Annotated in this window: 12 protein-coding genes; 11 read left to right on the plus strand and 1 reads right to left on the minus strand. The window is 74.2% G+C overall.

Going from position 1 to position 12,783, the window contains the following annotated elements:
* Positions 1–646 precede the first annotated feature (646 nt).
* From G339_RS37895 to G339_RS0117130, 3 genes are all read left to right on the plus strand, one after another.
* Positions 647–745, plus strand: a complete 99-nt coding sequence (locus G339_RS37895; protein ID WP_018654693.1) for a 30S ribosomal protein bS22 — start codon at positions 647–649, stop codon at positions 743–745.
* Positions 746–794: 49 nt separating this feature from the next.
* On the plus strand, positions 795–1,748 hold the full coding sequence (locus G339_RS0117125; protein WP_033323430.1) for an NAD-dependent epimerase/dehydratase family protein: 954 nt from the start codon (positions 795–797) through the stop codon (positions 1,746–1,748).
* A 564-nt stretch (positions 1,749–2,312) separates the two neighbouring features.
* A complete protein-coding gene (locus G339_RS0117130) occupies positions 2,313–3,257 on the plus strand; it encodes a lysophospholipid acyltransferase family protein (RefSeq protein ID WP_019632306.1) in 945 nt (314 codons plus the stop codon).
* A gap of 3 nt (positions 3,258–3,260) precedes the next feature.
* Here the strand turns inward: G339_RS0117130 and G339_RS0117135 are convergent, their stop codons facing one another.
* Positions 3,261–4,133 (minus strand): HAD family hydrolase, encoded by an 873-nt coding sequence (locus tag G339_RS0117135; RefSeq protein WP_026341538.1) that lies wholly within the window; start codon positions 4,131–4,133, stop codon positions 3,261–3,263.
* A 203-nt stretch (positions 4,134–4,336) separates the two neighbouring features.
* Between G339_RS0117135 and G339_RS0117140 the strand changes: the two genes are divergently transcribed.
* From G339_RS0117140 to G339_RS0117175, 8 genes are all read left to right on the plus strand, one after another.
* Positions 4,337–5,626, plus strand: coding sequence for a putative quinol monooxygenase (locus G339_RS0117140; RefSeq protein ID WP_019632308.1), 1,290 nt, complete (start codon positions 4,337–4,339; stop codon positions 5,624–5,626).
* Between the two features lie 61 nt (positions 5,627–5,687).
* A complete protein-coding gene (locus G339_RS0117145) occupies positions 5,688–5,918 on the plus strand; it encodes a glutaredoxin family protein (RefSeq protein ID WP_051107874.1) in 231 nt (76 codons plus the stop codon).
* A gap of 255 nt (positions 5,919–6,173) precedes the next feature.
* Positions 6,174–6,899, plus strand: coding sequence for a redox-sensing transcriptional repressor Rex (locus G339_RS0117150; protein WP_019632310.1), 726 nt, complete (start codon positions 6,174–6,176; stop codon positions 6,897–6,899).
* Positions 6,900–6,981: 82 nt separating this feature from the next.
* On the plus strand, positions 6,982–8,367 hold the full coding sequence (locus G339_RS34080) for a glutamyl-tRNA reductase (protein WP_051107863.1): 1,386 nt from the start codon (positions 6,982–6,984) through the stop codon (positions 8,365–8,367).
* Positions 8,364–9,293 carry a hydroxymethylbilane synthase gene (gene hemC, locus G339_RS0117160; RefSeq protein WP_019632312.1) on the plus strand — a complete coding sequence of 310 codons (930 nt, stop codon included), beginning with the start codon at positions 8,364–8,366 and terminating at the stop codon, positions 9,291–9,293. The genes G339_RS34080 and hemC overlap by 4 nt, the downstream gene beginning before the upstream one ends.
* Complete coding sequence (locus G339_RS0117165; protein WP_019632313.1) at positions 9,280–10,908, plus strand: uroporphyrinogen-III synthase; 1,629 nt, start codon at positions 9,280–9,282, stop codon at positions 10,906–10,908. The genes hemC and G339_RS0117165 overlap by 14 nt, the downstream gene beginning before the upstream one ends.
* Positions 10,909–10,938: 30 nt before the next feature.
* Positions 10,939–11,925: a porphobilinogen synthase gene (hemB, locus tag G339_RS0117170; protein ID WP_019632314.1), complete on the plus strand. Its 987-nt coding sequence runs from the start codon at positions 10,939–10,941 to the stop codon at positions 11,923–11,925.
* A gap of 149 nt (positions 11,926–12,074) precedes the next feature.
* A complete protein-coding gene (locus G339_RS0117175) occupies positions 12,075–12,767 on the plus strand; it encodes a bifunctional DNA primase/polymerase (RefSeq protein ID WP_033323434.1) in 693 nt (230 codons plus the stop codon).
* The last annotated feature ends 16 nt before the right edge of the window (positions 12,768–12,783 follow it).

The following is a 12,783-nucleotide window of genomic DNA, read 5'->3' on the forward strand; positions in this document are numbered from 1 at the left end:
GCGAGTGTTGCGGCAATGCCGACCGTGGGCCAGAGCACCAGCCTGGCTGACCGTCGCTCGCCGGATCGTCGTGGCGACGCTGGCCGCGTCGGCAGCCCAGCGGCGTCAATCCCGTGAGTGCGAACGTCGCGGCAACGCCGACCGTGGGCCAGGAGGCTCGGCACGGCTGGCCGATCGGTGCTCGTCCGGTCGTTCTCGCGCGCTGGCCCGGGCCGTTGGTCCGGTGGTCACTCTCGTGAGCGCGTCATGGGATGGGCCGCCAGCCGGGCCGGGAAGAACGGCCGCTGTGCGCGGGCGTGGTGAACTGCGCGGCGGTGCTGTTACTTCGCTTGCGCGGGCTGAGCCCCGTCCGTTGCGCGTGGGGGTGGCGAAGTGTTCCGCGTTGGCGCGGCCGCGCGGGCGGTGTTGCAAGTGGCGCGTCGTCTTCTGCTGGCCGAAGGCGTTCGTGCGGGGGAGGAGCGCGTGTCGTGGGGCGGTGTTCGGTCGGGCGTGGTAGGCGGGCGCGGGGGCGGTGGCCCGACCGGCGTCCTGACCGGCGTCGGGTCAGCGGTACCCTTGTCCTTCGGACCGTGCGCGGGAGGTTTTCCGATCTCGCCGCGGCATGTCCGCGTCATCGTTCCTACCCCGATATGCCGAGCGAGGTCTCGTGGGCTCTGTCATCAAGAAGCGTCGCAAGCGGATGGCGAAGAAGAAGCACCGCAAGCTGCTGAAGAAGACGCGCATCCAGCGCCGCAACAAGAAGTAGCAGGCAGCCGGTCTCTCAGCCGTTAGGGGTGGGGCGCACGGTGACGTACATGCCCTCCTCCGCGGCCCGCGTGGTCCTCGTCACCGGGGTGTCCCGGTTCCTCGGGACGCGGGTCGCGAACACGCTGCAAGCCGATCCGGGCATCGAGCGGGTCATCGGGGTGGACACCGTTCCGCCGCCGGTGCCGCTGGGCCGCACCGAGTTCGTGCGCGTCGACCTGCGCACGCCCGGGATCGCGAAGATCCTCGCCGCCGCGCGCGTCGACACGGTCGTCCACCTGAACCTGGTGGGGGCCCCGTCGGGCTCACGGGCGAAGGTCAAGGAGCTGAACGTCATCGGGACGATGCAGCTCCTCGCGGCGTGCCAGCGGTCGGAGTCGATGCGCCGGCTCGTCGTGCGGTCGTCCGCCGCCGTGTACGGCTCCTCGCCGCGCGACCCGGCCGTGTTCGTCGAACGCGACGAGCCCGCCCGGCCGCCCCGGCACGGCTTCGCCAAGGACGCCGCCGAGATCGAGGGCTACGTGCGCGGCCTGCAGCGCCGCCGGGCGGACCTGGCGGTCACCGTGCTGCGGTTCGCGAACTTCCTCGGCGGCGGCGTGGACTCGCCGTTCACCCACTATCTGCGGATGCCGGTCGTCCCGACCGTGTTCGGGTTCGACCCGCGGCTCCAGTTCGTCCACACCGACGACGGGGTCGAGGTCCTGCGCCGCACGACCGTGGAGGAGCACCCCGGGACGTTCAACGTCGCCGGGGACGGCGTGCTGCTGCTGTCCCAGGTGCTGCGCCGCGCGCACCGCCCGTCGGTGCCGCTGCCGCGCCCGTCGATCTCCGTCCTCGGCGACGTCGGCCGCCGGTTCGGCGGCATGTCGGGCTTCTCGCCCGAACTGCTGCGCTGGCTGACCCACGGCCGCGTCGTGGACACGTCGCGCCTGGTCGAGGAACTCGCCTGGCGCCCGAAGTTCACCACCGAGGCGGCCCTCGCCGACTTCCTCACCGCCGGCTGACGCCCCGCCGACCACGCCCCGCCCGCCTCGCCCGGCAGCCGCATCCCCAACGGGAGCCGCCCGCCCACGGGCGCGGCGCCCGGCGCGAAGCACCGCAGGTCGTTCCCCCGCGCGAAGCACGAACGCCGGGCTTTACCGAACAAGCCTCGCTGGAGAGGCCCCTGCGCCGTCCCAGCTACCGTCCAGCGGTTCTTCAGCGCGGCCGTCGCGCGGTGATGGGCTTTTCCGCGCGTCCGGACTGGTCGTTCGGCGACTGTTTCGCTGCACGCGCGCGGGGAACCTGGCTCGCCGAGTCGCTTCTGTCGGGCGGCGGTCGATCGCGCGTTGCGCGGACGGGCAGGGCGGGCCTTCACCGGTCGGGGGCCGTGGGGGAAGATGGAGCCGAGGCACCTGGATTTCGCGGGTTTCCGGGTGGTTGCTCCGCCGAGTCGGGCGGAGCGCGGTCCGGCGGCCGCGTCGTACGGGCGTGCGAGCGGCGGCGCGGAGCCGCCCCGGAGCCGCTTCGTAGTCGGCCCGGGGCTTGTACCGGCGCGGCGGAGGCCGGGTAGTTGAGGGGAGCGGTTGATGAACGCGCGGCACTTCGAGGACCCGTCCCGGTCGGACGCGGTCGCGCCCGTCATCCCGCTCGACTCGGCGCGCGGCGCGGGCGCGGCGGGCCGTGAGGCGGGGCGGCACAACCCCGTCGAGCGCGCGGTCGCGTCGGGGCTGGCGTTCCTGCGGCGCAGGCTCGCGGGCGAGTACGAGGTCGACGAGTTCGGCTACGACCCCGACCTGAACCGCTCCGTGCTGCTCCCGATCGCCCGGACCCTGTACGAGCACTGGTTCCGCATCGAGGTGCAGGGCGTCGAGAACCTGCCCGAGGAGGGCGGCGCGCTGCTCGTCGCGAACCACTCGGGGACGGTCCCGCTGGACGCGGTGATGCTGTCGGTCGCCGTCCACGACGAGGCGCGCCGCCCGCTGCGGCTGCTCGGCGCGGACCTCGTCTACCAGATCCCCGTCCTCGGGCACCTGTCGCGCAAGGCGGGCCACACGCTCGCCAACCGGGAGGACGCGCGGCGCCTCCTGGACAAGGGCGAGCTGGTCGGCGTGTTCCCCGAGGGCTTCAAGGGCGTCGGGAAGCCGTTCGCGGAGCGGTACCGGCTCCAGCGGTTCGGCCGCGGCGGGTTCGTGCGGACGGCGCTGGACGCGGACGTCCCGATCGTCCCCGTCGCGATCGTCGGCGCGGAGGAGATCTACCCCAAGATCGGCGACCTGCGGCCGCTGGCGCGGCTGCTCGGCCTGCCGTACTTCCCGGTCACGCCGACGTTCCCGCTGCTGGGCCTCGGCGGCCTCGTCCCGCTGCCGTCGCGCTGGCTGATCAGGATCGGCGAGCCGATGCCGCTGGGCGAGTACGGCCCGGACGCCGCCGACGACCCGATGACGGTGTTCGAGCTCACCGACCACATCCGCGAGGTCGTGCAGCAGATGGTCTACGACGCGTTGCTGGAGCGCGGCCCCGCGTTCCTGTAGCCGCTAGTTCCGGTAGTGGCGGCGCAGCGCGACGCCCGCCGCGACGCCGCCCGCCAGCGCGCCCGCCCCCGCAGCGGCGGGCAGGGCGACCATCGTGACCTTCCGCCCGGTGCGGAAGTCGTGGATCGGCCAGCCGTGCTCGCGGGCGTACTCGCGCAGCGCGCCGTCGGGGTTGACGGCGTGCGGGTGGCCGACGGCCGTCAGCATCGGCAGGTCGTTGATCGAGTCGCTGTAGGCGGAGCACCGCGCCAGATCAAGGCTTTCGCGCTGCGCCAGCGCGCGCAGCGCCTCCGCCTTGGCCGTGCCGTGCAGCAGGTTCCCCACGAGCCGTCCGGTGTAGACGCCGCCGCGCGACTCGGCGACGGTGCCGAGCGCGCCCGTCAGCCCGAGCCGGTGCGCGATCGTCCGGGCGACCTCGACGGGCGTCGCCGTGACGAGCCACACCTGCTGCCCCGCGTCGAGGTGCTGGAGGGCGAGCCGCCGGGTGCCGTGCCAGATCCGGTCGGCCATGACCTCGTCGTAGATCTCCTCGCTGAGCCGGACGAGGTCGGACACGCGCTGCCCGGCGACGAACGCCAGCGCCGCCTCCTTCGCGCTGCCGATGTGCTCGGCGTTCTCGGTGCCGCGCACCCGGAACGCGGCCTGCCCCCAGGCGAACATGGCGAGGTCGCGCAGGGTGAACAGCTTGCGGGCCGCGAGGCCGCGCGCGAAGTAGTAGATCGACGCGCCGCGCATCATCGTGTTGTCCACGTCGAAGAACGCCGCCGCGTGCGGGTCGGGCTCGGGCAGCGGGTTCGGCTCGGCGGCCGCCTCGGCGGCGGCCTCCCCCGAACGCACCGGATCGTGCCCTTTGCCGCGATGCCAGAAAAGCCGCATGACCCGAGCCTAGTCGGACACCTTTCGCCCGCCCCAGTCCCGCCGCCCGTCGAAATCGCCCGGACGGCCCGCAGCGCCCCGCACGGCGGGGATTCCGGCGGACGGACCGCCGCGCGCAAGTGGCCGGGCGCATGATTCCGCGCCGGGCCTTTGTCCGAAGCGGTTACCCCTTGGCGGCTCCCATCGGGCACCATGGGGCCACCATGCTCTCCGCTCTTCTCGCGCTGCCGGCGACCGTGGGCGCCATCGTCGCCACCTGGTTGCTGGTCAGACGCGCCTCGAACGATCGGCTGCTGTACCTGATCGCCTGGTCGGTGACGCTGGTCGGCCTCAGCCTCGCGCTGCTCGCGATGACGGTCGGCCTCCTGGCCGGGTTCAACGGCCCGCTGTTCCGGGTCGTCGAGATCGGCGCGGCGCTGCTCGCCCCGATGTGGCTCGCGCTCGGCATGGTCGAGCTGGTCGCCCGCTACGTGCAGATCCGGTTCAGCACCTGGCTGTTCGTGGCCTCGTACACCGTGATCGCCCTGGTGATCCTGGTGATCGACCCGACCGTCGGCAGTTTCGGCGACGCGCTGCCCAAGCCGGGCAAGAGCTACGGGCCGCTGCCGCTGTTCCTGATCGACGGCGCGCACGTGCTGGCCGTCCTCACGCTGGTCGTGTGCGCGGTCGTGACGGCGCTGCTGGCGTCCCGGCGCGACGAGGAGGCGGCCGAGCTGCTGATCCCGGTCGCGCTGGTCGCGCTGGCGGGCGTCCTGGTCGTGGCGGGCACGCGCGGCATGCTGCCGGGGCCGGTGGCGGCGCTGGCGCTGGGCGGCGCGGCCGGGCTCGTCTGGTACGGGGCGATGCGGACGATCCCCGTCTACGAGGACGACGAGGACTACGCGGACGGCTACGCCGACGAGCCCGCGACCGGCTACGAGGACCAGGGCTACGCGGCGGACGTCCCCGCCGCCCCGCCCGCGCCGGAGCCGCGCCCCGCCCCGGCGGGCATGGACCCGCGCGGCGACCTGCGGTTCCCCGAGCCGGACCGGGAGGAGCTGCGGTTCCCCGAGCCGGCGCCCGCCGCGCCGACGAGCCTGGACGGCCCGCCGATCGCCGCGGCGCTCGGCGTCCCGCCCGGCGGCGTCCCCGCCGGGACGGACCTGTCGGCGGCGCGCGGCCAGATCACCGTCTACACGCTGCTCGACGGCCGGGAGGACGCGTTCGACCGCGCCGCCGACGAGCTGGTGCGCGGCGCGCTGGCCGAGCCGGACGCGCTGGTCCTGGCCTGCCACACGGTCGCGAACGCGCCGACGCAGCGCATCATCTACCGGCTGTTCCGCGACGAGGCGTCGTTCACCGCGCACCAGCGGCAGCCGCATCTGCTGCGGTTCCTGGCGGACGTCCGCTCGCACGTCCTGGCGACGAACGTCATCGACCTGCGGCTCGGCCCGGCCAAGGTCCCGCCGGCGGCCGCGCCGTCGCCCGCGGGGCCCGGCCGCTTCGGCCCGTGATCGGGGACTCGTGATCGGGCGGCGCGCCGCGCGGCGGGCGCCCGCGGACATCGTGATCACGATGCTGGGCAAGCCCGGCTGCCACCTGTGCGACGACGCCCGCGCCGTGATCGAGCGGGTCGCCGCCGACCTGGGCGTCCGGTGGGAGGAGCGGGACGTCACGCTGTCGGCGGAGGAGTTCGCCGAGTACGGCGACCAGATCCCGGTGACGTTCGTGGACGGCGTCCGGCACGACTTCTGGCGGGTGGACGAGGCGCGGCTGCGCGCGGCGGTCGGGAAGCTGCTCCGCTAGACCGAACCGTGTTCTGTCCGTCACATCGGACGCGGCCGCCGAGCGCCGAATCCCTCCTGGAAACGCCATCCATGAGCAGGTTGTTCGTTATGTAGTCACTCGGTGGGGCTTGCGGCGGCCGGGGGGTGACTTTGTGCGCGTATTCACAAGGGTTAACCTGGAGGACGGTCCTGGGCTGCGGGGCGTCGGCCGTCGGGCCGCCGCCCCCGGGGCGCACGGGCCGGAGCTAGCGTCGAGCCCCCGAAGAGCAGGCCCGTGACACCACGCCAGAACCGCAACCGCGACCGCGCCGACCGCGGCATCCCCGAAGCCACCGTCGCGCGCCTGCCCGTCTACCTGCGCGCCCTGCACGGACTCCAGGACCGGGGGGTGGCGACCGTCTCGTCGGAGGAGCTGGCGACGGCGGCGGGCGTCAACTCGGCCAAACTGCGCAAGGACCTGTCCCATCTGGGGTCGTACGGCACCCGCGGGGTGGGTTACGAGGTCGAGTACCTCGTCTACCAGATATCTCGTGAACTGGGCCTGACCCAGGATTGGGTCGTGGCGATCATCGGGGTCGGTAACCTGGGCCGGGCACTGGCCGGTTACGGCGGGTTCGCCTCGCGCGGCTTCCGGGTCGCGGGGCTGCTCGACGCCGATGACGCCATCGTCGGCGAGGAGATCTCGGGGATGGCCGTCGAGCACATCGACCGGCTGGAGGAGGTCATCGCCGAGCGGTCGGTGTCGATCGCCGTGATCGCGACCCCGGCGGGCGCCGCGCAGGGCGTGTGCGACCGCGTCGTCGCGGCCGGGGTGACGAGCGTGCTGAACTTCGCGCCCGTGGTGCTCTCGGTGCCGGACGGCGTCGATGTGCGTAAAGTCGATTTGTCGATAGAACTGCAGATTCTGGCGTTCCACGAGCAGCGCAAGGCGGGCGGGCCGGACGGCTACGGCGACGGACCGCCGGGCCCGGCGCACTACGTCGAGGCGGTGGACGCGTGACCGCCCGCGACCAGGCCCGTGCGCGGGCGCGTGACCAGGCCCCTGGGGCGGAGACGGCGAGAGTAGCGGAGGGTTCCGGCCGATGAGCGTCTTGGTGGTGGGCCTCAGCCATCGGAGCGCTCCGGTGGCGGTGCTGGAGAAGGCCGCGGTGACCGGTGACGACCTGGTCAAGCTGCTGCACGCCGTCCACGGCTCCGCGAACGTCGCGGAGGCCGTGATCGTCTCGACGTGCAACCGCGTCGAGGTGTACGCGGACGTGGACAAGTTCCACGGCGGCGTCTCGGCGATCTCCGAACTGCTGGCGCTGCACTCGTCGGTGCCGCTGGACGAGCTGGCGGGCCACCTGTACGTCCACTACGAGGAGCGGGCCGTCCAGCACGCGTTCGCGGTGGCGTGCGGGCTGGAGTCGATGGTGGTGGGCGAGGGGCAGATCCTCGGCCAGCTCCGGGCGGCGCTGCGGCTCGCGCAGGACGAGGGGACGATCGGGTCCGTCCTGCACGACGTCGTGCAGCAGGCGCTGCGCGTCGGCAAGCGCGCGCACCACGAGACGGGCATCGACAAGGCGGGAGCGTCGCTCGTCGGCGTCGGCCTGCAGCTCGCCGAGGCGCACCTCGGGCCGCTGCCCGGCGTGCGGGCGCTGGTCGTCGGCGCGGGCGCGATGAGCGGGCTCGCCGTCGCGACGCTGGGCCGCGCGGGCGCGGGCGAGATCGTCATCGCCAACCGGACGCACGAGAAGGCGGTGCGGCTGGCCGCGTCGGTGGACGTCCCGGCGCGCGCGATCGAGCTCGCCGACCTCGACGACGCGCTCGCGGCCGCCGACCTCGTCGTGTCCTGCACGGGCGCGGGCCTGGTGCTGACCGCCGCGCAGCTCGCCGCGCGCGGGTACGGCGCGGACGGCCGCCGCCGGTTCCTGCTGGACCTGGCGCTGCCGCACGACGTGGACGAGGCCGCGGGCGAGCTGCCGGGCGTCGAGCTGGCCGGGCTGGAGCGGCTGCGCACGGCGCGCGAGGCCGCGCACGCGATCGGGCCGGAGGCCGTCGAGGCCGTCCGGCGGATCGTCGCCGCCGAGGTCGCGGCGTTCCACGGCGCGGCGCGCGCCGCCGCCGTCGCGCCGACCGTCGTCGCGCTGCGCGCCCGGGCCGCCGAGGTGGTCGACGCGGAGCTGGCGCGGCTCACCGGGCGGCTGCCGGAGTTGGACGAGCGGGCGCGCGCGGAGATCGCGCGGACCGTCCGGCGCGTCACCGACAAGCTGCTGCACGCGCCGACCGTCCGGGTGAAGGAGCTGGCGGCCGCGCCGGGCGGCGACACCTACGCCGCGGCGCTGCGCGAGCTGTTCGACCTCGACCCGAAGGCGCCGGTCGCGGTGGCCCGCGCCGACCTGGCCGAGGACCGGGGGGACGCCGCGCCGGGCGCGCGCCCCTGGAGCAGGACCGACAAGGGCATCGAGGCAGAGGGGACCGGCCGATGAGCACGGCGAGGGGGCCGCTGCGGCTCGGAACGCGCAAGAGCCTGATGGCGACGACCCAGTCGGGGCTGGTCGCCGACGCGTTGTCGCAGCGTACGGGGCTTACGGTCGAGCTGGTCGGGGTAACGACGCAGGGTGACGTTTCCAAGGCGCTGCTCGCGCAGATCGGCGGTACCGGGGTGTTCGTCAACGCCCTGCGCGACCGGCTGCTGTCCGGTGAGGTGGACTTCGCGGTGCATTCGCTGAAGGACCTGCCGACGGGCCCCGCCGAGGGCATCGCGCTCGCCGCGATCCCGGCCCGCGACGATCCGCGCGACGCGCTGTGCGGTCCGGCGAAGCTGGCCGACCTGCCGCGCGGCGCGCGCGTCGGGACGGGTTCGCCGCGCCGGGTGGCGCAGCTCCGCGCGCTCCGCCCCGACCTTTCGATCGTGCCGATCCGCGGCAACGCGGACACGCGGCTGCGCAAGGTGTCGGACGGCGAGCTGGACGCGGTCGTCCTCGCCTACGCCGGGCTGACGCGGATCGGGCGGCTCGCGGAGGTCTCGGAGGTCTTCGAGCCGGACCAGATGCTGCCCGCGCCGGGGCAGGGCGCGCTGGCGCTGGAGTGCCGCGCGGATCGGACGGACCTGGTGGAGCTGCTGGCGGCGGTGGACGACGCGCCGACGCGCGCGGCGGTCACGGCGGAGCGCACGGTGCTCGCCGTGCTGGAAGCAGGATGTTCGGCACCCGTGGGAACATACGCTGCCGAAGTAGAACAAAAGCTGCATCTCACGGCGAACGTCGTCGGAACGGACGGCGCGCGTCAGATACGGCTGTCCGCAAGCGGCCACCCGGAGAAGGCCGAGGAGCTCGGGCGTGACCTCGCCCGGCGGCTCCTCGACCAGGGGGCCGACCAGTTGATGGGGGAGCTTGACGATGAGCCCCGCTAGTCCGAACCCGGCCGACCTCGACGCCGCCGCCGGGAGCCCGCCGCCCGCACCCGAGGACGACGCCGCCGAGGCGCGCTTCGTCGCGCTCGTCGGGATGGGGCCGGGCGACCCGAACCTGCTGACCCTGCGCGCCGCCGCCGAGCTGGCGCGCGCGGACGTGGTCATCGCCGACCCGGCCGCCGTCCACCCCGACGTCCGCGCGCACTGCCGCCCGGACGTCGAGTTCGTCGACTCCGCCGCCGGGGACCCGGCCAAGCTCGCCGTGAAGGCCGCCAAGGCGGGCCACCACGTCGTCCGGCTGTTCCGCGGCGACCCGGGGCTGGCCTGCCAGCTCGCCGCCGAGGGCGCCGCGCTGCACAGGGCGGGCGTCCCGTTCGAGGTCGTGCCCGGCGTGTCCGCGCTGACCGGCGTGCCCGGGTACGCGGGCATCCCGCTGACGGACGCCAAGCACCGCGAGGTCCGGTTCGTGGACGCGGCCGAGGGCGCCGTCGACTGGGAGAAGTTCGCCGCGCCCGGCGTCACGCTCGTGATCTTCGGCGCCGAGGGGACCGTCGCGGAGGTCGCCAAGGGCCTCGTCGCCGCCGGCCGGCCCGACTCGACGCCCGCCGCGATGACCAGCCTCGGCACCACCACCGAGCAGGAGACCGTCGTCTCCACGCTGAACCGGCTCGCCGCCGACACCAAGGGCATGGAGTCCCCCGCGATGATCATCGTGGGCGACGTCGTGAACTGGCGCGACAAGCTGTCGTGGTTCGAGACCAAGCCGCTGTTCGGCTGGCGCGTGCTCGTCCCGCGCACCAAGGAGCAGGCCGCGTCGCTGTCGCGGCAGCTCCGCGGATACGGGGCCGTCCCCGACGAGGTCCCGACGATCTCCGTCGAGCCGCCGCGCACCCCGCAGCAGATGGAACGCGCCGTCAAGGGCCTGGTGACGGGCCGGTACGAGTGGGTGGTGTTCACCTCCACCAACGCCGTGAAGGCCGTCCGCGAGAAGTTCACCGACTACGGCCTGGACGCCCGCGCGTTCGCCGGGCTCAAGGTCGCCGCCGTCGGCGAGCAGACCGCCGCCGCGCTCGTGGAGTTCGGCGTCCAGCCCGACCTGATGCCGTCCGGGCAGCAGTCCAGCGAGGGCCTGGCCGACGTGTGGCCGCCCTACGACGAGGATCTCGACCCGATCAACCGGGTCCTGCTGCCGCGCGCCGACATCGCCACCGACACGCTCATCGCGCGGCTCACCGAGCTGGGCTGGGAGTGCGAGGACGTCACCGCCTACCGGACGGTGCGCGCCGCGCCGCCGCCCGCGCCGATCCGCGAGGCGATCAAGGGCGGCGGGTTCGACGCGGTGCTGTTCACCTCGTCGTCCACCGTCAAGAACCTGATCGGCATCGCGGGCAAGCCGCACAACGTCACCGTCATCGCCGTGATCGGCCCGCAGACCGCCAAGACCGCCGAGGAGTACGGGCTGCGCGTCGACGTCATGGCCGACCGCCCGTCCGTTTCCGCGCTGGCGGAGGCGCTCGCGGAGTACGGTGCCAGGCGGCGGGCCGCCCAGGTCGAGGCGGGCGACCCGCTGCGCAAGCCGAGCCAGATGCGCCGGGGAGCCCGCCGGCGCAAGTGACGCCCCCCGATTCCCGCGAGGAGTAGGCCCATGTCCGCTCAGTTCCCCGTCGCCCGCCCCCGGCGGCTGCGGCGCACGCCCGCGCTGCGGCGGCTGGCGGCCGAGACCCGGCTGGCCCCGGCCGACCTGGTGCTGCCGATGTTCGTCAAGGAGGGCATCGGCGAGCCCGCGCCGATCGCGTCGATGCCCGGCGTCGTCCAGCACACCCGCGACAGCCTGCGCAAGGCCGCGCACGAGGCCGTCGACGCGGGCGTCGGGGGGCTGATCCTGTTCGGGATTCCCGCCGTGAAGGACGCCGTCGGGTCCGGCGCGGACGACCCCGAGGGCATCGTGCAGACCGCCGTCCGGGACCTCAAGGCCGACCTCGGCGACGCGGCCGTCGTCATGACCGACCTGTGCCTGGACGAGTTCACCGACCACGGGCACTGCGGCATCCTCACCGAGCGCGGCGAGATCGACAACGACGCGACGCTGGAGCGGTACGCCTCGATCGCGCGCGCGCAGGCCGCCGCCGGGGTCGACGTCGTCGCGCCGAGCGGGATGATGGACGGCCAGGTCGCCGCGATCCGCGCCGCCCTGGACGACTCCGGGCACCCGGAACTGCCCGTCCTCGCGTACTCGGCGAAGTACGCGTCGGCGTTCTACGGGCCGTTCCGCGACGCCGCCGAGTGCGCGCCGGTCTTCGGCGACCGGTCCACCCACCAGCAGGACCCGGCGAACTCCGACGAGTCGCTGCGCGAAGTCTTCCTCGACCTGGAGGAGGGCGCGGACATGGTGATGGTCAAGCCCGCCGGGCCGTACCTGGACGTGGTGCGGCGCGTCCGCGACGCGGTGGACGTGCCCGTGGTCGCGTACCAGGTCAGCGGCGAGTACGCGATGATCGAGGCGGCGGCCGGGAAGGGCTGGATCGACCGCGAGCGCGCGATCGACGAGTCCCTGATCGCCATCCGCCGGGCCGGCGCGGACATCGTTTTGACCTACTGGGCGACCGAGGCCGCCACCCGCCTGACCCGCTGAGCCGCGCCGCGCGTACATTTCCCCCGGTGATCACTCGGGGCTAGTCAATTGGGGTCGTTTTTCCGGGGGTGGTCTGCCGTGCCCCCCGTCACACGTGCATCATCGGTCGAAACACCGATAACGCACGCGCGAGCCTCCGGGGGTTGACGATGCCGACGATCTCGGGTCACAGACGGCAGCGGACGCGCGAGCAGGACCCGGAACGCTTCGCCGCCGCCGCGCGGGCCTACGGGGCGGCGGGCTGGCCGTGCGTGCCGGGGTCGCCCGCCGGGTCGGACCGCGCCTGCTCGTGCGACCGCATGGGCTGTCCCTCGCCCGGCGCGCATCCGCTGTCGGCGGGGTGGGCGCGGCAGGCCAGCGTGGACGCGGACGTCATCGACGCGCTGTGGGCCCGCCGCCCGGACGCGAACGTCATCCTGCCGACCGGCCGCGTCTTCGACGTCTTCGACGTCCCGGCGGCCGCGGGCGCGCTCGCCCTGGCCCGCATCGACGCCGAGGGCCTTCCCGCCGGCCCGGTCGCCGCCGTCGCCGACGAGCGGTACCTGTTCTTCGTCGCGACGCGCGGCGCGCCCGTGGACGAGGACGAGTGGTGGTCGTGCGGGCTGGACTGCTCGCCCGAGACCGTCGCGGAAACGCCGGGCCTCCGCTGGCACTGCCGGGACAGCTACGTCGTGGCCCCGCCCTCGCAGCTCCCGTACGGCCGCGCCGTCACCTGGCTCCGCGAGCCGAACGGCCGCGGCCTGCCGGACCCGCTGCGCCTGCTGGCCGTCCTCTCGGAGAGCTGCGACCCCCCCCTGACGGACCCCGCTTCGCTCCTCGCAGGCGAGCCGCCGACCCACTGAGTCAGGCTGTTGTTCC

This window comes from Actinomadura atramentaria DSM 43919 (assembly GCF_000381885.1).
GTDB lineage: Bacteria > Actinomycetota > Actinomycetes > Streptosporangiales > Streptosporangiaceae > Spirillospora > Spirillospora atramentaria.